The 21655-nt window shown below is 56.2% G+C and carries 18 protein-coding genes; 9 read left to right on the plus strand and 9 right to left on the minus strand.

The annotated features are described in order from the left end of the window. The first annotated feature begins 152 nt into the window (after nucleotides 1-152). Entirely contained in the window at nucleotides 153-584 is a 432-nt protein-coding gene (locus R3F50_14985) for a copper resistance protein CopC (protein MEZ5491605.1), read from the plus strand. Beyond that, complete coding sequence (locus R3F50_14990; protein MEZ5491606.1) at nucleotides 547-1515, plus strand: CopD family protein; 969 nt, start codon at nucleotides 547-549, stop codon at nucleotides 1513-1515. The genes R3F50_14985 and R3F50_14990 overlap by 38 nt, the downstream gene beginning before the upstream one ends. A 38-nt stretch (nucleotides 1516-1553) precedes the next feature. On the opposite strand, the gene R3F50_14995 is transcribed toward R3F50_14990, so the two are convergent. Beyond that, a complete protein-coding gene (locus R3F50_14995; protein ID MEZ5491607.1) occupies nucleotides 1554-2546 on the minus strand; it encodes a winged helix-turn-helix domain-containing protein in 993 nt (330 codons plus the stop codon). A 450-nt stretch (nucleotides 2547-2996) separates the two neighbouring features. On the opposite strand from R3F50_14995, the gene R3F50_15000 reads away from it, so the two are divergent. The 3 genes from R3F50_15000 to nfsA all read left to right on the plus strand — a co-directional run bounded on the left by R3F50_15000 (nucleotide 2997) and on the right by nfsA (nucleotide 6978). Then, on the plus strand, nucleotides 2997-4424 hold the full coding sequence (locus R3F50_15000) for a Do family serine endopeptidase (protein MEZ5491608.1): 1428 nt from the start codon (nucleotides 2997-2999) through the stop codon (nucleotides 4422-4424). Nucleotides 4425-4798: 374 nt separating this feature from the next. Next, entirely contained in the window at nucleotides 4799-6058 is a 1260-nt protein-coding gene (locus R3F50_15005) for a serine hydrolase domain-containing protein (protein MEZ5491609.1), read from the plus strand. A gap of 182 nt (nucleotides 6059-6240) precedes the next feature. Next, entirely contained in the window at nucleotides 6241-6978 is a 738-nt protein-coding gene (nfsA, locus tag R3F50_15010) for an oxygen-insensitive NADPH nitroreductase (GenBank protein MEZ5491610.1), read from the plus strand. A 7-nt stretch (nucleotides 6979-6985) separates the two neighbouring features. Here the strand turns inward: nfsA and R3F50_15015 are convergent, their stop codons facing one another. Next, the gene (locus R3F50_15015) at nucleotides 6986-7801 is read right to left on the minus strand and encodes a thioesterase family protein (GenBank protein MEZ5491611.1); all 816 of its coding nucleotides are present in this window, start codon (nucleotides 7799-7801) and stop codon (nucleotides 6986-6988) included. 119 nt (nucleotides 7802-7920) lie between these two features. Here R3F50_15015 and R3F50_15020 point away from each other — a divergent pair, with 119 nt between their 5' ends. Further along, nucleotides 7921-8511: a copper resistance protein CopC gene (locus tag R3F50_15020; protein ID MEZ5491612.1), complete on the plus strand. Its 591-nt coding sequence runs from the start codon at nucleotides 7921-7923 to the stop codon at nucleotides 8509-8511. Nucleotides 8512-8898: 387 nt separating this feature from the next. On the opposite strand, the gene R3F50_15025 is transcribed toward R3F50_15020, so the two are convergent. From R3F50_15025 to R3F50_15035, 3 genes are all read right to left on the minus strand, one after another. After that, the gene (locus R3F50_15025) at nucleotides 8899-9858 is read right to left on the minus strand and encodes a hypothetical protein (GenBank protein MEZ5491613.1); all 960 of its coding nucleotides are present in this window, start codon (nucleotides 9856-9858) and stop codon (nucleotides 8899-8901) included. 149 nt (nucleotides 9859-10007) lie between these two features. Further along, nucleotides 10008-11456 carry a hypothetical protein gene (locus R3F50_15030; protein ID MEZ5491614.1) on the minus strand — a complete coding sequence of 483 codons (1449 nt, stop codon included), beginning with the start codon at nucleotides 11454-11456 and terminating at the stop codon, nucleotides 10008-10010. A gap of 271 nt (nucleotides 11457-11727) precedes the next feature. Next, nucleotides 11728-12507, minus strand: a complete 780-nt coding sequence (locus R3F50_15035) for an SURF1 family protein (GenBank protein MEZ5491615.1) — start codon at nucleotides 12505-12507, stop codon at nucleotides 11728-11730. 494 nt (nucleotides 12508-13001) lie between these two features. Here R3F50_15035 and R3F50_15040 point away from each other — a divergent pair, with 494 nt between their 5' ends. Next, a complete protein-coding gene (locus R3F50_15040; protein MEZ5491616.1) occupies nucleotides 13002-13832 on the plus strand; it encodes a hypothetical protein in 831 nt (276 codons plus the stop codon). Between the two features lie 110 nt (nucleotides 13833-13942). Here the strand turns inward: R3F50_15040 and R3F50_15045 are convergent, their stop codons facing one another. The 4 genes from R3F50_15045 to ilvD all read right to left on the minus strand — a co-directional run bounded on the left by R3F50_15045 (nucleotide 13943) and on the right by ilvD (nucleotide 19085). Next, a complete protein-coding gene (locus tag R3F50_15045) occupies nucleotides 13943-14395 on the minus strand; it encodes a hypothetical protein (protein ID MEZ5491617.1) in 453 nt (150 codons plus the stop codon). Nucleotides 14396-14795: 400 nt separating this feature from the next. Further along, nucleotides 14796-16238: a VCBS repeat-containing protein gene (locus tag R3F50_15050; GenBank protein ID MEZ5491618.1), complete on the minus strand. Its 1443-nt coding sequence runs from the start codon at nucleotides 16236-16238 to the stop codon at nucleotides 14796-14798. A gap of 33 nt (nucleotides 16239-16271) precedes the next feature. Further along, nucleotides 16272-17306 carry a DUF6644 family protein gene (locus R3F50_15055; GenBank protein MEZ5491619.1) on the minus strand — a complete coding sequence of 345 codons (1035 nt, stop codon included), beginning with the start codon at nucleotides 17304-17306 and terminating at the stop codon, nucleotides 16272-16274. Between the two features lie 99 nt (nucleotides 17307-17405). Further along, on the minus strand, nucleotides 17406-19085 hold the full coding sequence (gene ilvD, locus R3F50_15060; GenBank protein ID MEZ5491620.1) for a dihydroxy-acid dehydratase: 1680 nt from the start codon (nucleotides 19083-19085) through the stop codon (nucleotides 17406-17408). Between the two features lie 310 nt (nucleotides 19086-19395). Between ilvD and R3F50_15065 the strand changes: the two genes are divergently transcribed. After that, on the plus strand, nucleotides 19396-20880 hold the full coding sequence (locus R3F50_15065) for an AlkA N-terminal domain-containing protein (GenBank protein ID MEZ5491621.1): 1485 nt from the start codon (nucleotides 19396-19398) through the stop codon (nucleotides 20878-20880). A gap of 23 nt (nucleotides 20881-20903) precedes the next feature. Continuing rightward, nucleotides 20904-21410 carry a methylated-DNA--[protein]-cysteine S-methyltransferase gene (locus tag R3F50_15070; GenBank protein ID MEZ5491622.1) on the plus strand — a complete coding sequence of 169 codons (507 nt, stop codon included), beginning with the start codon at nucleotides 20904-20906 and terminating at the stop codon, nucleotides 21408-21410. Nucleotides 21411-21655 lie beyond the last annotated feature (245 nt).

A 21655-nucleotide genomic window follows, 5' to 3' on the forward strand; every position in this document is an offset into this window, starting at 1 on the left:
GGGCGTTGTTGTCAGGAAGCTGCTCAGTATTCATTCAGAGTGACCGGTGACATAATAAGTAGCCTCTAGTTGATTGGCGCCGAGCACTGCGGCAATCAACCAGAGGTTCCTGAACCCGTTCGAATCATTTTAAGATTAACTTGGAGGTTACCGTGAGGAACCAATTCAGTCACTGGCAGAATGTCGCCCGAAGTCTGGCCCTTATCACGACACTTTTTGGGTTTTTATCTACCGTTCAAGCCCACACCGGGCTGAAAGAGTCCCACCCGGCCGATGGCGCTGTTATGAGGGCTGCTCCTGAGCAGATTCGTCTCCAGTTTACGGCGGCAGTCAATCTGGTGCGGTTTACCGTGACTGATCAGACCGGCAGTGCAATCGATCTGGGCTTCCGGCCTCAGTCCAGCACGACTGATGACTACCTGTTGCCTGTAGCGCATCTTGGGGCAGGCACCTACACAGTTGGCTGGGCGGCAATCGGCGAGGATGGTCATACGGTAACTGGCGAGTTCGGTTTCAGTGTCGACCCCAACGCCGAGGAAGAGCACGGTGGTCATCACGCCGAAGGCGGGTCACACTCCCACTAACCAGGCAATGTTCGCGTCTCTGTCTACCTGGGAAATCGTTAGCCTGCTTAGCAAACTGTGCTGGTATCTGGGTGTCACTGGCGTTGCCGGTGGCATCGCTTCGGTGTGGATACTCGCGGACCACAGTCGCCGGGGCCTGCAGTGGAGTGTGCTGTTCACGCTCGCAGGGGCATTGCTGGGATTCCACGGGGTCATCTTTTATTTTCTCGCCCAGGTGGGCGCGGCCAGTAACACCGGTCTGACCGGCATGTTTAACTGGGGCCTGATCAGTTTTTATCTGAATCTCGGTGTTGGTGAAACCAGCCTGCTGCGGATGGGTATTTTCCTGACGCTGGTGCTTGGACAGCTTTTTACAATCGGCTATCTGAAACGACTCACCAGGCCTCCCGGGCAGGCCTTCTTTCGGTTTTTCTATCGGCTCAACGGAATAGCCGTGCTGATTCTATTGTTATCCTTTCAGGCTACCGGGCACACGGCGCCCCTGGGGTTGGCAGCCCGGGTCGCTATTATCCTGCATGTACTGTGCGTAGCGCTCTGGCTGGGCTCGCTGGTCCCATTGCTGCGATCGACCCACCAGTTCGAGCCTGGCCAGGTGCGGTTTATCATGGGTCAGTTCAGTCGCCGTGCTACGGTGATGGTCAGTGTATTGCTCGCAGCGGCGGGATTGCTGGTAGTAAACCTGATCGCATCTCCAGGGGAGCTGTTCAGCTCGGCGTACGGCCTCAACCTGCTGCTGAAAACGGCCCTGGTGTCGGTCATGTTGTCATTGGCTGCACTGAATCGCTGGTGGCTCGTACCGAAGCTGGAAAGCCCTGGAGGTATTTATCAATTACGCCGCAGCATTGCCCTGGAAACAGTTGTCGGCCTGCTGGTCCTGGCAGTTACCGTTTATCTATCCACCGTTATCGGCCCTCTCACTCACAGCGAATAACCCGCGCTGCTGTGCCGAATGTCAAGCTTTTCCCGTGCTCAGACTGCGGCGCCAGGACCTGCTGGTTCAGGTGTGTTGTCAATCAGGGTTTTGAGTGTCAGCGTATCAATGTCCAGCATTACCAGATCAACGCTCTGTCGGGGGGCGTCGAGCAGTGTGGTCGATACAGTGGCGGGCTGCCGGGCAAACAGAATGGCATTGCCCACCGGTGACCATTGCAGGTTGTACAGGTAGTCTTCGCTGCTGAACAGGACCAATGGCCCGCCATCGGAACCGGCCTCAGCCATGTACAGACGCGACAATCCGTATTCATAACGCAGGAAAGCCACTGTCGAGCCGTCCGGTGATATCGCGACGGTTCTGTTCTGGCCGGCCGGTTCGTCAAACGAATTCAGCGTGCTGAGGCTGACCAGGCGACCCTGTAAGGGCTGCTGCTCGGTGATGACCCGATCGCCGGGCCGGTCGAAGTCTGCTAACGACGGGCCGGCTGCGGGCTCGTGACTCGCGCTCCAATAGCTGAAACTCAACCAGCTGCTCACCAGGCAGGCGGCAAGCAATGCCTGGCCTCTGCGGACGCCAGGCCTCGCTAAACCGCACAGTAAGGGGATGCCGGCTATCCACCCCGTGGTTTCCAGGTCGTCCCTTGGCGTGATCGTGCCAACCGGTAGGAGGAGCCGGTAACCTCGCTTCGGAACAGTCTGAAGATAGTCTTTGCGGCATCCACTTTCCTGAAGCGGCGGCTGCAACTGCTTTCTGAGCTCGCTGATGGCTCGCGTCAGGGAGTTGTCGGTCACAATGACCTGGGGCCAGAGTTCATTGCTGAGCTGCTCGCGGGTCACTACCAGACCGCTGTTCGCTGCCAGAAAGCACAGCAGGTGCATGAGTCGAGGCTCTAGATTGCGTTGGCATGAGGTTCCGGAAATGCTCGAAAGCTGATTCAGGGCGGGTTCTATGCGCCAGTCACCAAGCAGGAAAGGGTGTTGCAGGGCTACGCTTAGAGTTTCTTTTTGCGGTAATGTTGTCTCTGACATTATGCGCCTAACCTTATGATAAATAATCAGTAATTAGGATATTTCTCCAGAGTGGCAAGCCAGGCTCGCGGCGCTGCTCCGGGGCGGCGCCGGCGTTGGGGGCCGAGTCGAAGCTGACGGTCGGGCCCCCGAAGCCGATGGCATCCATTCATTCCCAGTGAACGGTTACACGAGGGATAAGAAAACACAGTTGGGAGATTTTTTCCATAGCGCCAGTCTTCCTCAGCTCCGTCTTCAGCTTTTCTGGATATTTTCTTCCGCCTTTATTCAGGACTCTCAAATTGAACCTGGCTAATCTGCTTCCCATGTCCTTGGTACGCCTCCAGACAGCAGGTAATCCTGTCGGCGACCGGCAGTGGTATTGCCGATGCTGACTCAGGTCTTCAATGGCGGGGGTCTTCGCAGAGGTACCGGGGCTCGGTTAATTGTGAATAGACGAAGGAGAAGAGTATGAGCACCAGACAGATTTTCAGTCGCTGTATCGTTGCGCTTGCCCTGGTGGCGGTGGCCGCCTGGCTGTCCATGGCCAGCGCGCTGGGTTCGCCAGCGTCGGCAACCGGCAGCAGCTCGCTTGCGCCCATGCTGAAAGAGGTAACGCCGGCCGTGGTGAGTATCAGGGTGACGGAAGCGGTTGGGCAGAATCTACGCGCGCCTTTGCCAGGTCAGTTCCCTGAGTCAATGCGGCGCTACTTTGATTTCGGCGACCGGGAGCCTGACGGCCGGTTGCTGATTCCGGAACAGGAAAGCAGGCCGAGGCGACAGGGCGCCGGGTCAGGGGTCATTGTCGATGCCGGACAGGGGTTCATTATTACCAATCAGCACGTAGTTGCCGACGCGGACTCGATCAGCGTGACCCTGGCGGATGGACGCAATTTTGAGGCGGTTCTGGTCGGCCATGACCAGAAGACCGATATTGCGCTGTTACAGATTCAGGCATCCAACCTGAAGGCACTGCAATTCGCGGACAGTGACAAGGCCGAAGTAGGGGACTTTGTGGTCGCCATTGGTAACCCGTTTGGTCTGGGCCAGACAGTTACATCCGGTATCATCAGCGCGCTTGGCAGGGCGGGCCTGGACAACGGAAACTATGAAGACTTTATCCAGACCGACGCGGCGATCAACAGGGGCAATTCCGGTGGTGCACTGGTAGATATGGAAGGTCGGTTACTGGGAATCAATACTGCGATTATCAGCGCCAATGGTGGTGGCAGCGATGGTATCGGTTTTGCGGTGCCCGCTAATATGGTTGCTGCGGTCGTCCATTTACTGGAGCAGGATGGCGAGGTGCGGCGTGGCATGCTGGGGGTACAGATCAGCGATGTGTCGCCGGAAATCGTTGCGGCCCTGAAGCTGGGTACCCAGCGAGGGGCGCTGGTTGCCGGCGTGCTGGCCGACAGCGCGGCGGAGGCGGCGGGCATCGAAGTCTATGATGTGATAGTCCGCGTTAACGGCAAGGAGGTTGAAAATGGCCGCGATGTCCGCAACCGGATAGGTCTGATCCGACGCGGAGAAGCTGTGCAACTGGGTATAGTGCGCGGTGGTGAGGCGCTGAATCTGACCGCTACCATCGCTGGCGACGAGGGAGTCGTGGCCGCGGCCAGCCGCGAGCCCGGCATTGACAGATTCGCCGGTGCAACTCTGCGGGACGCCATGGGCACGGCCAGCCAGCCGCAAATGGATGGCGTAGCTGTGGTTGGTGTGGATCCTGACAGTCGATCCTGGCAAGCGGGCTTGCGAGAAGGCGACATAATCATCGAGCTGAACCGTGAGGCTATCGCGGATCTGCAACAATTCAGGCAGGAACTGGCTGCCGCCGGCAGGCTGGTGGCACTGACCGTATGGCGGGAGCATCGCCGGTTGCTGGTGCTGGTTTCATGAGCCATTGACGCCTCCCTGATACGGTGACTATGGGGCTGTGCCTGCTGCAGCAATTCTTCGAAGCACCGGCCTGGTGATTTCATCCCGGGCCGGCTTTTTTCGATTCACCTCTCACCTCTCATCTCACACAGTTTAGCGCCTGCCTCTGGTTGTGATTCCTGATGCGATCCAGACTCCTGTGAAGTGCGGTTGCAACCTGTCGTGCAAATTCCTTGCGCAGCCCATCCCGGCATCGGCGGGTCTGGCTACCGGCACATGTCGGCCGGGGTACCGCGCAACCTGGTCTGAGATTTCTTTCCAGTAAATTTCGGTCCCTTCTCAATTCGTTTGAGCGAGGGTCGCGGGCTTTGTTACAGCGACTGCGGCGTGTATCATTGAGCCGCTTTTTATTGCACGGCAAAGACTATGGCCGTGCAGGGACCATCGACGATCAAGCGGGTAAGCACAACTTGAGGTTTATGAAATTCGGATCGCTATCGTCGGGAGTCGCGCTGCTGGCCACCTTGCTGTTTTTTTTATCAGCAACGCTTAATGCGCAGCAGGAGCCCTACCAGCTTTACCTCGAAGACTCCGTTACCGATGCTGAACAGCGACCGGACCTGGATGGATTTCTGCTGTGGCTGAGTCAACAGATTGCCGAGCAGAATCTACCAGGAGCTGCCGTGGCCCTGGTATCCAGGGAGCGGACGCTTGACATTCAGACCTGGGGCGAGCGCAGTGCCGACGATCATCTGCCTATTACTGAACAGTCCCTGTTCCGGATTGCGTCAGTATCCAAAACCTTTGCCGGCACAGTGGCATCCCTGGTCGTCGGCGCGAACCCGCAGGCCTGGGAGGCGCCGATTACGGACGTGCTCCCACAGTTGCAGATTGGTACCGGAAGTGCCTCCCGCGCTATCACGTTAAGAAACATTGTAAGCCATACCACCGGCCTGATGCCCCATGCCTATTCGAACATGCTGGATGCTGGCGTAGTCTATGAAAGCATCCTGGAAAAATTTCACGAAATTCCCACTGTGTGTCCGCCAGGTCGGTGCTATGGTTATCAGAACGTAGTGTTTTCTCTTATTGCTGACGTCGTAGAGATAGCGACCTTGAAAAGCTATGAAGAGTACCTCAGCGAGGAGCTCTTCAGACCCCTGGGTATGGAACATGCGTCTACTGGCCTGGAAAGTTTCGTCGGCAGTTCCGATGCCACCACACCGCATCGACTGGTGCGCGGCACCTGGCGGAGCACAACCCACAATCCGGCCTACTACAGCGTTACACCGGCGGCGGGAATCAACGCCAGTGTGGTGGACATGGCAATCTGGGCTCGTGCCAATCTGGGTGGATTTCCCGCTGTATTGTCCGAGTCATTCCTGCGACAGCAGCACGAGCCGGTGGTGGAGACGCCGCGCGGCAATTATTTCAATCGCTGGCCGGGGCTGGAGAAAGCCTATTATGCACTTGGTTGGCGGGTCTTCGATTACCGGGGGCTGCGCATCGTGCATCACGGTGGCGGTGTGAGGGGCTTTCGTTCAGAGGTGGCACTGGTGCCGGAACGAGATCTCGGGCTGGTGGTACTGTTCAATGCCGAAACCAAATTGGCCAATGATGTAGTGCCGGCGTTCCTGGATTCGCTTTTAAAATAACTTATGGATCTTCTGATTAATTACCGCAACGCTCTGGCCCTCAGACAACCCCGCTGGCAGGGGAGTGATTATTCCTCTGCGCACGACGCCTCGCAGCTGCGCCCGACAGCCCTCGCAGCCGATTGCGGAAATCAATCAGAGGCTCTTTATTTTTCACCCAGAGATTCCGGAGAAAGCACACTATGAGCTCGGTAATAGAATTGTTGAAGTCCCATCGCAGCATTCGAAAGTTTACGTCGCAGCCGATCGAGGAAACTCTTTTTCGGCAATTAATTGAAGCCGGGCAGGCTGCCGCCACATCCAGCTTTTTGCAGGGCAGCACGGTAATCCGGGTGCGAGAATCTGCAGCGCGGTCACAGCTGGCCCGCCTGGCGGGCAACCAGCCTTATGTGGAATCAGCGGCCGAGTTCCTGGTTTTTTGTGCCGACCTGAAACGGGCAGGTAACTACTGCCATCAATACGGTAAACCCTTTGAGGGCGACTATACCGAACATTTCATAATTGCGACTGTGGATGCGTCCCTGATGGCACAAAGCCTGGTGACGGCGGCCGAATCGGTAGGGCTGGGAATCTGCTATATCGGTGGTATCAGGAATAACCCTCGAGAAGTCAGCGATCTGCTGCAACTACCCCGCGGCGTCTATCCCGTATTCGGTCTGTGTCTCGGCTATCCCGATCAGAATCCTGAGGTAAAACCGCGCCTGCCGCAGTCGGTGATCGTGAAAGAAGATGTTTATAACGAGGTCGGAGATGCTGAAGCAATAGCTGATTATGACGAGACGGTACGGGAGTACTATCGGACCCGCACTGGCGGTGGTCATGGTATAAGCTGGAGCGAGCAGGTCGCGACCCTGTTGTCTGAAAAGTCACGACCGCATATGAAAGCATTTCTTGCCGAACAGGGTTTTGAGTTCCGTTAACCACCCATCAGGCTGGTTTGTGGACCCGCTGGTCGAAGTAAACCATGCATTGGCGGGACAGGGCGCAGAGATCTCCTTGTTCCGTGAACAATTTCCCGGACTGCTGGGTATAGCCGTGCGCGGCATGATCTATCTGGTAGTCAAGATAGAACCAGTCGTCGCTGATTGACTCCGGTTCTTTGACAAACTCCAGAGACCAGGTGAGCGAACTTGCCGGCACCCCGGGCTCCGTGTAGTGAGAGAGGATTACCGGAGGGGGAATATCCGCCAGGGCGATGATTTTCTCGATAGGAAAATCTCTCATGTCGCTGCGGTGTCGGGCCCAGATTCCCAGTCGATGGTCTTTTTCACCACTGAATGGAATGCCGCCACCGGTCCATGCACCCTCAAAATAGCGCAGAAAAGGCGGGGCAGTGGTATTACGCTGGAACCCCCGCTGCAGGTCCCGCGGTTCTGGATTGAAGGCCGGTGCCGCAGGCACTGTCAGGGAGTTTCGCGAGTTTCCAAATACTGCCATGATCTGCAGGCATAACTCGCCATTGGACAACAAGTCGGCGGCCAGTTGCGTGACATTTTTACCTTGACGCTGGACCCTGGGTACCACGACCACCTCACCAGGTGGGATCGGGCCGATAAAAGACACCATCAGCGACCGGATAGGCTGCGGCTCCGGGAGTAATTTAGTGATTCCGCAGACAGCTATGGCGGTGCTTAAGCCTCCAAATGCAGAGCGACCCTGAGTCCAGGTCGCCGAAAATGATGTCCGGTGCTCGGGATGATTCCTCAGTTGTTTCAATATTTCAGGTAAGTCTCTGTCCTGCATAGTAAATACGTCTCTTGGCTTAGAACTTTGAGTGTTTCCGTTGGGGTTAAGAGGCGGTAGAATGCACGGAATGCCTGTTTGCACAGCTTACCAGTCTATTGCGGAGTCTTATTATGTTTATGTCCCGGCGCAGAGGTGGAATTTTCCTGCCGACCATTGTGTTACTCGCCTGCCTGTCGTTGGGTATGACAACGGCCGATGCGCAGCATCAGGGCCATGACGGGCCTCAATTCGGAGTGAGCGCCACGATTGCCGGTATTGTAGCAGAAACGGTACCCCTGAATGATGCGGTGCTGGTCAACTCGCCAACTGCGGTGCAGTTACAATTCGATCAGCCCGTGGAACTTGTCAAGCTGGTGATTTATGACAACCAGCGTGATTGGGTGGATATCGGATTCCGCTACCGGCCCGGTCCTGGAACCCAATACGCCTGGCCAGTGCCCGCACTGCAACAGGCCGATTACTACTCGGTCAGTTGGGCGATTCTGGATGCCCGTGACCGTCTGGTAAAAGGCAGCTTCAGTTTTGCCTTCGGTCCGGGCGCGGAAACCCCTTCGCTGGTGATGGCCCGTGAAATGATGCACGCGGAGCATCAGGGCATGCCCGATCTGAATGGTCTGCAGCCCGAGCCCGGAGGTATCCGGTTCAGCGACGCCCCCGATCCTAACTTTGAGCCACCCTTTGCCCCGGTATTGGGGCAGCCTCGCTAGGCGTTATCAACAGGCACACAAAAAACCCGATGAAGCTGAATTCATCGGGCTTTTTTGTGTGCGTCTGCAGCTCAGGGGGTGACGTTTACCGTGATGAACTGATCGTGGTAGAGGCCACCATCATCGGCCCGACCCCATAGTATATAGGTCCCGGGTTGGTCAAAAGTAATCCGGGTCTCATACAGGCCGTCCTCGGGGATTGGCGGCGGTTGCTACAACCACCCGTAGGCAGGCCCGATTTGTTGACCCTGCCGCTAGGAGTCCTGGGCTGCCAGGCCGGCCGGTAGACAGGCCAGTACCGTTACCAGAAGCCAACCTGCCAGCACCTTGCCGCCGAGATCGTTATTCTTATTCATTATTTTTTCTCTCGGGGTCGTGTATTTTTTATCAGGGTCTGACATTCACCGTTATGTACTGATCATGGTAAAGCCCACCGTCATCTGCTCGCCCCCACAATATGTACGTGCCAGGGGTATCAAAAGTGACTTCTGTTTCATAGATACCGTCTTCGGGTACGGCAGGCGGTTGCCACAGAGCACCCCAGGGGGAGTTGGCGGATGTACGGGTGTCTTCCCACGGCTTCACCTGGGGTGGGTCGAACTCAACCGCATCCTGAATTTCTCCAGCTGCCGGCTCAGGACCTCGATAAACATTCCAGGACAGGAACAGCCCATTTCTTTTTCCTACGGTGACGCGACTGGGCGGATTAAGCATTCTTTCAATCAGATCTTCTTCTGTTTCGATGCGTGAACGACGTGGCTTGGGAATGCCGTCGTCCTGCACCTGGGCTCGGATCAGCAAGGGTTCGCCGATATTGACCGTTCGTACTGCATCGCCCAGCACCGTCAGTTGCGGGGCGATATTGGACCGCGATTCGGGACTGCTGGTGCCAGCACCCAATGAACCGGTCTCGGAGGCAATCACCACGTCGTCTATGATGTAATCGGTAGCCAGGGTTGCGAATGCACGCTTGGTGATGCCGTTGGGGGAGGTGACCTCCCAGACCAGTTCCTGGTCGCCCCAGTCGGCTGGAACCACCACCTCGAAGGTAAAACGGTTGCGGCGCGGGAGAAAGTGGGTGGGTTGGCCCCGGTCGGCGTCGCCCGGGGAGAAGAAATTGTTATTGCCTACAGGTATATCGACTTCCTGTTCCCAGTTCTCGTTGAAATAACCAAAAATGAACGAGAAAGTCCCGTCTTCATTTTCACGCCAGCCCTCGTAGGCTGGTTCAACATGCTGGCCCTGACGATAAGATAGCTGGGCATTGACCGTCGGACTTAGCACCAGAGCACTGCAGGACAGCAACAGCAGTAATACGACGCTCTTTAACCGTGCGCTTGGTTTCATTGACTTCTCTCCTTTTTTCTAGCGTTCTCGATTCCTCGTCGGTGATTAGTTCACCCGAAGACGCTTATTAAAATACTGGCGAAAAAAACGCAAGGTCGATGAGTCGAGCCTTGCGTTTTTTGGACTTATTGTGATCGTTAAACGGCAGTTCAGTTAGCTGCCACGTCGTCAGTCAGTTCTTCGCTGGAATCTGTTGTTTCAGGAACCGGCGCTACCAGTGGTGCAAGGCATAACGGGCAGCCGATCACATGGTCATTCGGACCGAGATTTAACTCCTGGCGTCGTTCTTCCATGGCGGCGAAAAACTGCTCATCGGTAAGCTTTACCCGGATACCCAGGTCGATGAACATATTGGTTACAGACCGATTGCCGGACCCCTGCCAGTTGCGTGGGTCAGGTACATTGGGATTGGACTCGGTGTTATTCATGTAGCCAACAATGTGCAATATCGTGCCTTTCGGCAGGATGGGCTGATAGTTGTCGGCGAACGGATAACCGCGTACCCAGTTATGGTCGTAGCCCACACAGGAGAGAGTTTCTACTGTGTAGCCCCAGATGGCTTCCAGGCACATACGCTCGCCCGGGGCGTGCAGGTGAGGCTCAAAAGTGATCAGCTTGGTGTGATTTTCCAGCACGGTGTAGGCATGCAGTTCCTGATCTTTTTCATTGCCAGCGATGCTGATATCGACGCCATTGCCAAGGCCGAATCGGGCCGTTTCAAATTCCGGCTCATATCCCCGGGGATGAAAGCTGAATCCGATCTCCAGATGGCCTGTGGTGTCGCGGCCATTGGAATGCATGTGGACCGAGTCGGTAGCAAAAACCGAACCGGCTCGCAGCAGACGACCGTTTGACGGGTCGAAGATGTCAGGGTTGCGCCCCACCTCGTGAACCGGCCAGCTCACGGTGCCATCAGCTGTCGGGTCACCGTTCTCGTCGTGCACCTCAGTCCGCCAGATCATGTGATGAAATATGTACCGGCCACCGACAGTCTCTCTACCGGTTCCGGCGCTCGGTACATCATTGACTTCGACGATTTCCACCGATTTCACGTAGCGATCTTCTTCCAGGCCCAGCGGTACCCGCGCCAGCTCGCCCCACCAGTCGGGACGACCGGCCTCCATCGAGAAGTCCTGAGTCGACACTACCAGGTCCGGCTGGCCGAGAGTCCACTTGACGCTGTCATCGAAAACAAGCGGTGCCGGCGCATCGGCCAGATCACCCTTGGGGGTCCCGGAACGGGCCCAGACCGAAATTGCGCTGATCTCCTCATCGGTCAGCGACGGATCGTTTTTGAATTCCTGGATGCCGATATCTTTCTCCACGTACCAGGGCGGCATGGCCCCGGCACGGTCTCGCAAAGCAGTTTTGTATTCGATCAGTCCGGCGAAAGGCGCTACCTGCTCGTAGGTCACCAGCGGCATGGGCGCCACACCACCTTCGCGGTGGCAGTTCTGGCAACTGCGTTGCAGAATGGGTTCGATATCCTTGTGAAATGTAACCTGTCCGGCATTCTGTGCCATGCTGGCGACTGGCCAGAGCACTGATGCTGCCAGCGCCATCAGGCCGGTAACTTTCAAGAAGCGAGTGATGGGCATGAGTTTGTCTCCCCGTGCTAGATTCAAATCAGTCTAATCCAGTCTGGTCTATTGGATTCCGGTCTTTTTCCATCAGGTTGCGCAGGCCATGGAATTTGCAGGAGCCTGACAGCCATCCGGAATAGCCCTCAAAGATATCACGAGATTGGCACGATTAGAACGACTGTGTCGTGAATTTCAGGGTCGTTGCCGGATGCAGCTGCAAGGACAGCGGAGAGGAGCAGGAGGAGGTCGCGATCAACTCTGACGGCGTGTTTCCAGGTTGTTGATATTACTGGAAATCTTTTGTTTCCGGGTCGCGCATCAGGGCAAGCAGGTTGCTGCTGGCAAATAACGCTGCAATAGCGATCATCACAGCGAAGGTGAACCATTGCAGGGCGTAGGAAAGATGCGTATCGATGTCCACATTGGTTTCCGGCCAGTGCCGCACCAGCATGCCGGGTTGTTCTTCCGTCAAGCGCACGAGATAGGGGAATAGTGGCTCACCAAAGATACTCTCCAGGACATCCATTTCGATGCTTCGAACACGCAGGGGCCAGCTGCCGGCGTCGATCTGACTGGGGAGAATGCGTTCATCGGGAGCAGGCACGTAAATCTGTGCTTTCAGTTGCACCGGTCCCTCCACGGGACGCAGGTTCGGGGGCGTGTTAGGGGGCAGGATGCCGCTGGTCCAGCCGCGGCTTACCAGCACCAGGCGGCTGGAATTTTCAAGTTGAAAGGGTGTCACCACCTCATAGCCGATCTGGCCTTCGAAGAACTGTGCCGTCACCAGGATGGCCCGCTGATTCACATACTCTCCCTGCAGAGCCACATGGAGGTTACGCAACTCCGCGGGGTTCTGAGCCTCTAGTTCGATCTCTTCAATCGGGCGGGCAGTCAAAAGTTGCTGCTGCTCAAAGACTTCCTGTGCCGCCAGTTTCTCTCCAGCCCGACCTAATTGCCAGAGCCCGAGCCTTAGCAGACCGAATACGGCGAAAAGCACGCAGGCCAGTATGAGCCAGTTGATACGAATTTGCAGCGGTCCCAGAGACCAGATACGCGAGGAAGCCATAGAATGTCGTTGCCATTGCCGGGCTGCGGCCCGGCCAGGATAGTTGCCTGATGAAAAGTCGGTGAGCCTAAAGGAGTTGGAGGTTTAATACAACTGAGGGCTTAATTTCACCGCCCTGATGCTCCTACACGCTGGACGGTGTCTGAGTTTTTGGACCAAATCAGGGAGGGCAGTGGGAGGAGGGCAGCCAACCTGTATGCGCGCTATAGGGGACTGCTGATGCCATCGATAGCAGCAGTTGCGGACCACTTTGGGACCTTAATTAGGGAGAATCCGGCTGGCTACGAGGTGAAACAAGGCCGAGTTGACCGTTATTCAGGGCGGCCTTCTCGTCGTCATGGACGCGCTCTGTCGCTGTGTTAGAATCGATGCAGTCTTGCTTTCAAGGCGAAAACCACTGCTGGCCAGATGCCGGGTCCGGAAAAAGCAATCAATTCCGGATAACGAAAACAGCCTGATAACTATAAAACAAGAAAAGCGACGAGGTGGTTGCGATGAGAATGTCCAATTTGCGGGGAAACCTGCAGTCTATCCTGATGCTGTTTTCATTGGTCTGTTCCGCGCAGGCGGCGGTGCCATTCGAGCCGCCCAGAACAGCCGACGGCAGTCCGGATTTCAATGGAATCTGGCAGACCATGGGGGCTGCTCACTGGGATATTGAACCCCATGCAGCTGATTTCCCGCCTCTATCTGAACTGGGTGCCTGGGGCGCGGCGCCAGCAGGGTTGGGGATCGTGGTCGGTGGTGGAATTCCCTATACGGCTGAGGCCCGGCTCAGGCAGCAGGAGAACCGCCAAGAGTGGCTGGCTCGCGATCCCTATGTGAAGTGCTACATGCCTGGCGTACCCAGGGCGAACTATCTGCCTTTTCCCTTTCAGATCGTCCAGTCACCTGATCACCTTATCATGGCTTATGAATTTGCCAGTGCCAGTCGGATTGTTTACATGAATCGGCCTGACTTCGAGGCACCGGTGTTGAGCTGGATGGGGCACTCCAGAGGCCACTTCGAGGGCGACACACTGGTAATTGACGTTACCGATCAGATGCCTGACAGCTGGCTGGACCATGCGGGTAATCATCACTCTGATGCGCTGCGAGTGACCGAGCGTTACACGCATACTGGTCCGGATACGTTATTGTATGAGGCAACGCTGGAAGACCCCAACGTCTACACCCGGCCTTGGAAAATCAGGTTTCCGCTTTACCGCAGGCTTGACGAGAACATGCAGTTGCTGGAATTCAAGTGTGTAGAGTTTGTTGAGGAAATGATCTACGGACGCTTGCGCAGAATCAGTGACGAGGATGATCAGAGGCCAAATCGGTAGGGGACGTTTTCTCGCTGCTTGTGAGGCAATCCCGCCCTAGGCGGGACTGCTGAACGGCGACCAGGCAGCACTCGGGTTTGCGGGCCGCGTGATGTCTCTGATGTCTCAGGCTAGAGCCCTACCACCTTGCGATTTGGAATGGAAGTTTCAGATCTGGAAACGGAATTCATGTGTTGCAGACCAAAATCGAAATCCTGTTCAAGCTCCACAACGGTGAGTGAGCTGCTGACTTTCATTTCGTAGCCCATTTCCTGGCTGTCAACCAAGGGTTCAATGCAGACGCTTGTCAGCGAGATTGTCTTCTGGTTGTCTGTGGAGGAAATTGTCACCATGCGACCGCTTTTAAATGTTTCCCCGGGTGCAGGGGGGAATATATTGTCCAGCACAAAAATCTTGTGATCACGATTAAATGCGGTGATCCGGCTTGAGTAAGAGCGGCCTTCGCCTTCGAACTTTACTGAAACGGGCTTTCCAGAATTGCGGAGTCGTTCCAGTTCTCTTGCTACGTCATGATAGCCGCGGTTGCTGGAAGTTAGTTCGCCAAGCTTTTCAAAGATGTTCATAGCGTCGTCACTCTCTAATTCCGTTTATTAGCCAATACATCGTAGATAATACGTGATTCTTTAACGACTAGTTTAATAGTTCAGTTCGGTTAAACCTGTCGCTCCATTCGGGAATTCATTTCCGCGAAGGACAGAAAGGATGATATGGGTTCCAGTGCCGCTGGTGCTGTGATTCGGTTCACAAACCTGTCACTGGCAGAAAAAATGGATGATTATCAGTTTGTTAGCGTGGTCTGGCGGTTGATGATCGGCGTTTCGTAGTAAGAAAGCGTGACAGAGATCACGCTTTGGAATGGTTTTTTACAGTGGCTCGGTAACCTAAAACACAGTTTTCTCGATTATGGTGGTCAGTAAATGCGGTGTATTCCTGGTGATCGGGTCTTTCTGAGGCAGGAAAGGATTACTGCTGTGGCAAGGGCATTTCCCGGCTTTCGTCCGCCCTGGCGGGAATAAATACCGGCGCCGCCTCGGGAGTGCGAATCTGTTCCAGCCAGAAGACTCCGTCATAGGGTGCACTGTTGCCTCGGGTGCCGAAAAAGTCCACGTCGCCATCGCCGTCTGCATCGCGGGCGATAAACTTGTCGAACATGCCTCGTTTACGTCTGGAGATGTCGTGGCGACGCCAGTCGCCGCGGGCATTGCCGGGATTTTCAAACCACCCCAACCGACCCAGCGCCCCGTTCACGTCGATACTGCTGTCGTTTTCTCTGTCGCCCTCGCTGTAGCTGCCTGCAATGATGTCCAGGTCGCCATCGTTGTCGATGTCAGCCACTTCCAGCCCGGTCACAGTGTCTGATTGAAAGCTGCCAATAAAATGTGCATTCCAGGCATCACCGGGACGCGAGGGTTGTTCTATCCAGGCCAGATCGCGTCGCGATCGGCCTATGATGTCCAGTTTTCCATCACCGCTAAGGTCCGCGTACTCGAGGTTGAAGCCGGCCATGCTGCCGCCATTGATGCCGATGGCGTGTTCACGAAAATCCAGCCCGCCAGTGCCGAGATTTTCAAAGAACACCAGTCGTGCTTCGCCCCGACTGCCTACCACGATGTCGATGTCGCCATCGCTATCGAGATCCACTGGTTCTGCGTTCTGCGGAACACTGAAATAACCCAGAATCACCTCTTGCCAATTTTCGCCCAGCAGTGGATCTCCGCTGACCTTGAAAATGGAAACGGGATTGGAAACTGCAAAATCGTCCGGTCCCGGAATCTGGGCCCCCTTGTTCGGGGCCGAGGCTTCAGGCCGGCCATCGCCATCAAAATCGGCGAGAAAGACTCTGATGTAGGAGCCGCGGCCCTTGGTCATTGGCAGAATCAGCCTTGGCCACGGCGCGGATCGTGCATTCACCCCCGGATTTTGCAGGTAGATGAGATGGGACAGTTCCGCTGCGACCAGGATGTCCGGGTAGCCGTCACCGTTCAGGTCGGCGATATCGGCGTCTTCGGGAGCAGGGGCATCGCTGCCCTCTGCCACGGTGATATTGAACCATTGGTCCGGGTCGGCGGACCCGAAGGCTATTCGAACATGGCCATCCGCGGGCGCGACAAATCCAGGCTGATAACTGGCGGAATCATAACTGGAGTCGAACTCGTGTACCGAGACAATGTCTTCATAGCCATCCTTGTCCAGGTCGGCCATGACCAGGCCATCGCTGCCGCTGAGCAGAAATCCGGCTCGTTGCGGATCATCGATGATATGTTCTCGCCAGCGAATGTATCGGCCGTCCGCTGCCCTGGCGCTGGAGGGGGATTCGCCTACCGGTTGCGTTTGAGCCAGGGCTGTCTGACCAAGGCTGATCAGTAATGTTATGAGAGAAGCGTGGGTAAGCCAAGGGTGTGCCAAAGTGGTCTCCTTGCAGTCATAGTCACAGGTGCTCTAAACAATATGCCCGATCCAGCGACCCGCCAGCATGACGCCGGACCAGATCGCCAGAGACGAAGCGCCGAAAAATCGCACTTTGCCGGGCGGCCTCGGAGCATTGTTCCACTCTCCCAGCTGGCGATAAACCTTGCCGTGAAACAGCGCCATGTTGAGGCCGGCCAGAGCCAACAGAAAAAGCTTCCACTGAAATGCCGGATTCACCATGTGCGAGGCAGCCCGGGTGATAAACATGCCCAGTCCGGTCACGGTGGCAACCGTAAAAGCGCCCCAGGTCCAGGGAAGCAGTTCCCTGCTCAGGAGGGTGATCGGGTAGCGTCTGGTGGCAAATCCCAGCAGACGCAGATCAACCCAGAGTATCGAGCCCAGTACCAGGGTTATGGCAACAACATGGATGGTTTCCAGCAAGGGGAACCAGTTCGTGGCGGCGATTATCTGAGACAAGGATGAATTCTCCAGTGCCACCAGCCAGGACTGTTGGGGGCCGGCATCGAAAACTTCGATAGTCCAAAGCGGGTATTGGAGGTACTCCAGGTAGGCGATCCAGCGTCCGGCGAACACAACCAGTATCCACAACCCAAGGGATAGCAGGGCAATGCCCCGGGCCATCCATTTTCTGCCAGGTTCTTCCCAATAGCCGGCGTACTTTCTGTGCATCAGACAGAAATACAAGGCCAGGGCGATAGCCGGAAGCAGCAAACCCAGTTTCCAGGCGAACACCGGGTTATTGAAATAGCGATTGGGGCGGCCAAAAACGAAGAAGGCACCGGAGATAAAATTGCTGGCCAGTGCCCACCACAGCCATGGCATGACGCGGCTGGTCATTTCGGTAACGGATTGGGAGGGTAAAACCAGGCCGAGTATTCTGAGGTTTAACAGCACTATCGATCCCATGACAACAGCAATGCCAAGGATATGCACAGTCTGGATAATCGGCGGGAAACCGGGGATCGAGCTCAATGCCCACAGGGCTCCCGCCTGGAGAAAGGTGCCGTCTAACAAATTAGCCATGCCGGTAAAGAAGTCAGGCATTGGATCGCCTTTTTTATTATTGTTGGATTAGGGGGCCTCTGATTAATTGCCGCAGAGCATCGCGGTAATTATCGAAGGGCCCCTGGGTCTCGCAATCCGCTATAGATTTTTATCAGTTACAGCACCTTCTGAAGCGGGCACCACCGTCTTTGCATACTTCGCCAGAACGCCCCGCGTATAGCGGGGCTCCGGGCGTTGCCACTGAGCCAGCCGGTCGGAAATTTCCTCGTCACTCAAATGCAGGGCGACTTCATTGCGTTCTGCATCGATAGTGATGCGGTCTCCATTCTCCACGATGGCAATGGGGCCGCCTTCGATAGCTTCCGGCGTGATATGGCCGACTACAAAGCCGTGGCTGCCGCCCGAAAAACGTCCATCGGTGATCAGCGCTATTTCCTGTCCGAGCCCCTTGCCCATAATCGCTGAAGTGGGGCTCAACATTTCTCGCATACCTGGCCCACCTTTCGGGCCTTCATAGCGAATCACGATGACATCGCCAGCAACAACTGTCCCATCGAGTATTCCCTTAAGGCATTCCTCTTCCGAATGAAACACCCGCGCTGCTCCAGTGAATTGCAGGCCTTCCTTGCCGGTGATCTTGGCCACTGCCCCGCCAGGGGCCAGGTTGCCCTTGAGAATGACCAGATGGCTGTCTTTTTTAATCGGCTTCTCGAACGGATAAATAATATCCTGGCCTGCTGGATAGGGCGCTACGTTGGCAAGATTCTCAGCGAGTGTTTTGCCGGTCACAGTGAGGCAGCTGCCGTCCAGCATGCCGCGATCCAACATGGTCTTCATCAGAGGCTGGATACCACCAATTTTGATCAGTTCGGACATCAGGTATTTACCACTGGGGCGCAGGTCGGCCACCATCGGCGTAGCCTTGCCGATCCGGGAGAAATCATCCAGGCTGAGTTCAACACCGATGGTATGCGCCATCGCCAACAGGTGCAGTACTGCGTTGGTGGACCCACCGAGGGCTATTACCACTTTGATGGCATTTTCAAAGGCCGGGCGGGTCATAATGTCGGATGGTTTGATGTCGTTTTCGATCAGGTACATGATGGCTTCGCCCGCCCTCTGGCAGTCGTCCAGTTTTTCCTGAGATATGGCGTCCTGCGCGGAACTGTTGGGCAGACTCATGCCCAGTGCCTCGATGGCCGAGGCCATGGTGTTGGCGGTATACATGCCGCCACATGAACCCGGCCCGGGAATGGCTGTTTCTTCGATCTCCTTCAGTTCGATGTCAGAGACAGTGCCTTTGGCATGACCACCCACGGCCTCGAAGACAGAAATGATGTCGGTATGATTTTTGCCGGGCTGAATGGTGCCCCCATAAATAAAGATGGATGGGCGGTTGAGTCGGGCCATACCCATTACGCAACCGGGCATGTTCTTGTCGCAGCCACCAATAGTGATGATTCCATCGTGACCCATGCAGCCCGAGACAGTCTCGATGGAGTCGGCTATCACTTCCCGGGAAACCAGGGAGTACTTCATGCCTTCGGTGCCCATGGAAATACCATCGGAAATGGTTATCGTGTTGTAGATGACCCCTTTCCCTTTGGCTGCGTCCACGGCGGCATTTACGCTCTCTGCAAGTTCATTAATATGCATGTTGCAGGGAGTGACCATACTCCAGGTGGATGCAATGCCTACCTGAGGTTTTTTAAAGTCCTCGTCAGTAAATCCAACGGCTCGCAGCATGGCTCGGCTTGGTGCCTGTTCCACGCCGTCAACTACGAGGTGAGAATATTTTCTGGGGTCTTTGTTGCTCATAGGGGAATGCTTGTTCTGATCAGGACAGTGTTCAATGGATAACCGCTCAGCGCGAGCCTGAGATACAGCTTCCTGGGCGGTGGCGCCAGTACAGCACAGCTGGCTCGACTTGAGACGGTACGCACTATACAACAAACTCCCTGTAATTGGCCATCAGCAGTCTTTCCAGGGTGCCGTCATGGCTCCTCAGCCTGATGATGGGGGCTGAAAACGGCCAGAAAATCGCCTGCCACTGTTGTAGACTGAGGTCGCCCTGCTGGACAGGGGCAGATCAACGGCGCGTCGGGGGCAACCGGCTGGAGGAGCAACAGTGTTAAGTGATGCCGAAGTTTATGAACTCGCGCGTCAGAATCGCGATCCACGCTTCGATGGTCGTTTTTTTGTTGGTGTCACCACGACCGGGATTTACTGCCGTCCCGTATGCCCCGTGAGAATCCCCAAGCGGGAAAATGTGGTTCTGTTCCCATCTGCGGCTGCCGCCGCTGAGGCTGGATTCAGACCCTGCCTGCGATGTCGGCCGGAGACGTCTCCCGGTACCCCGTCCTGGCTGGGGTCGTCGTTCACCGTATCGAAGGCCTTGCAGATTATCGGACGGGAATCGTCGCACGAGGGGGCCAGTGCGGCACTGGCCGAGAAACTGGGGATCAGCACACGGCAGCTGTGCAGACTGTTCAGGAAACACCTTGGGGCGTCCCCGCAGGCCGTCATACAGACACACCGGCTGCAGTTTGCCAAACAACTGCTTGATGAGACAACACTTCCTGTCTCGGAGGTGTGTTTTGCGGCCGGGTTCGGCAGTGTCAGGCGCTTTAACGAAGTCATAAAAACAACCTATGGAGAGTCTCCCACCCGGTTACGGAAGCGACCCCGCAGGAGGCAGCAAACAACTGCGGGTATCGAGATCCAGCTGCATTACCGTCCGCCCTTCGACTGGCAAGCGATGCTTGATTTCTTCGCCATGCGAGCAATCCCTGGTGTCGAACAGATTACCGACAGGAGTTACCAGCGCTCTTTTGTGCTTGATGACATGGCTGGCTGTTTTTCCCTGGTTTTTTCCCTGCCGGGGAGGTCTGCGTCGTTGACTGTGGTTTTTCCCGACTCCGCTCGACTGCTGGAGATTGTTGAGCGTGTTCGCAATATGTTCGACCTGAGAGCCGACAGCGCCTGGATCGATAGTGAGTTGAGTGCTGATCAGCAGCTGGCTCCGATTGTTGCAAGAAACCCGGGGCTGCGGGTGCCAGGGTGCTGGGACGGACTGGAAATCGCGGTGCGGGCGATCGTCGGTCAGCAGGTGTCAGTAAAAGCAGCAGCCACGCTGATGCGGCGCCTTGTGGAACGGACCGGCGACAAATTCACCACCGCGGCTGAGCAGACTGAGGGAGGTATCTATCGGGTGTTTCCTGACGCTCGTCGGCTGGCAGGGGCTGACTTGTCGGGACTTGGTATTACCGGCAGCCGTATCGAAGCAATTCAGTCGCTCGCCCGGTCGGTAGCCAACGGTCAGTTAAGTTTCGATTGCGCTCAGGATAGCGAGAATTTCAGGCGTCTTTTCTGCCAGCTGAAGGGGGTGGGTCAATGGACAGCTGACTATGTTGCCTTGCGCGCCTTGAGAGACCCGGACGCCTTTCCTCATGGGGATTTGATCCTGCGTCGGGCCTTGCATCTCGGGTCCTCACCGCTTTCCCCCGGCCAACTGCTGGAAAGAGCCGAATACTGGCGCCCCTGGCGCGCTTACGCGGTAATGTTGTTGTGGCGGAATTATCAACAATCGAGGGAACCCCAGGCACCGGCCTGAGTGCGGCTATGAGGTAAATGAGTATGCAGGTACTGTTTTACGATTACATAGAAACGCCCATTGGCAGTCTGATGCTGGCGGGGGACGGAGCTAATCTGGTAGAGCTGGGCTTTCCAGCGGGCAAAGGGGCACGTCGCCATCACCCGGGGTGGGTTTTCAAACCCGAAATATTTGCCGCGGCTCGCGGGCAGCTGGTGGAATACTTCGCCGGTCAGCGTCGAGTTTTTACAATACCAATTGCCCCGCAGGGCACGGAATTTCAGTTGCGGGTCTGGGGCGCGCTGGTTTCCATCCCCTATGGCGAAACCCTGAGCTATGGCGAACTTGCGCGACAAATTGGAAAGCCCAGTGCCAGTCGGGCAGTCGGGGCAGCCAATGGAAGAAACCCGATCCCGATCATCATACCCTGCCACCGGGTGATCGGTGCGAGCGGGAGGCTGGTAGGTTTTGGTGGTGGGCTGGGCGTCAAGCAGAAGTTGTTGGCGCTTGAGCAGGAGGCTATCGCTCCAACTCTTTTCGAACAGGATTGAAGGCGTTACTTGGCGGGCGTCTTCAATGAAATGGTCTGAGACAGTTGATCAGTGCGTCCCGGCCGGCGCCTGACGGAGTCGGCAATCATGGGCACCGGGCCACGCACCAGCCACTGCCGGCGCCAACCGGGTGTGAGCCGATCAGCCTGGCGCCGTCAGGGCTCCCTGGTTGCCAGGCAAAACTTCTACCGCCAGGAGCTGTTCCCGGCCCGAGGCAGCTGTGCGTCTGGACAGTCAGACGGGCG

Source organism: Gammaproteobacteria bacterium (assembly GCA_041395725.1).
In the GTDB taxonomy this organism is placed as follows: Bacteria; Pseudomonadota; Gammaproteobacteria; order Pseudomonadales; family Pseudohongiellaceae; genus NORP240.

Coding starts and splice junctions, on each gene's coding strand:
- R3F50_14995 (MEZ5491607.1), bottom strand. CDS start 2,546: ATGTCAGAGACAACATTACCGCAAAAAGAAACTCTAAGCGTAGCCCTG.
- R3F50_15000 (MEZ5491608.1), top strand. CDS start 2,997: ATGAGCACCAGACAGATTTTCAGTCGCTGTATCGTTGCGCTTGCCCTG.
- nfsA (MEZ5491610.1), top strand. CDS start 6,241: ATGAGCTCGGTAATAGAATTGTTGAAGTCCCATCGCAGCATTCGAAAG.
- R3F50_15015 (MEZ5491611.1), bottom strand. CDS start 7,801: ATGCAGGACAGAGACTTACCTGAAATATTGAAACAACTGAGGAATCAT.
- R3F50_15020 (MEZ5491612.1), top strand. CDS start 7,921: ATGTCCCGGCGCAGAGGTGGAATTTTCCTGCCGACCATTGTGTTACTC.
- R3F50_15025 (MEZ5491613.1), bottom strand. CDS start 9,858: ATGAAACCAAGCGCACGGTTAAAGAGCGTCGTATTACTGCTGTTGCTG.
- R3F50_15030 (MEZ5491614.1), bottom strand. CDS start 11,456: ATGCCCATCACTCGCTTCTTGAAAGTTACCGGCCTGATGGCGCTGGCA.
- R3F50_15035 (MEZ5491615.1), bottom strand. CDS start 12,507: ATGGCTTCCTCGCGTATCTGGTCTCTGGGACCGCTGCAAATTCGTATC.
- R3F50_15040 (MEZ5491616.1), top strand. CDS start 13,002: ATGAGAATGTCCAATTTGCGGGGAAACCTGCAGTCTATCCTGATGCTG.
- R3F50_15045 (MEZ5491617.1), bottom strand. CDS start 14,395: ATGAACATCTTTGAAAAGCTTGGCGAACTAACTTCCAGCAACCGCGGC.
- R3F50_15055 (MEZ5491619.1), bottom strand. CDS start 17,306: ATGCCTGACTTCTTTACCGGCATGGCTAATTTGTTAGACGGCACCTTT.
- ilvD (MEZ5491620.1), bottom strand. CDS start 19,085: ATGAGCAACAAAGACCCCAGAAAATATTCTCACCTCGTAGTTGACGGC.
- R3F50_15070 (MEZ5491622.1), top strand. CDS start 20,904: ATGCAGGTACTGTTTTACGATTACATAGAAACGCCCATTGGCAGTCTG.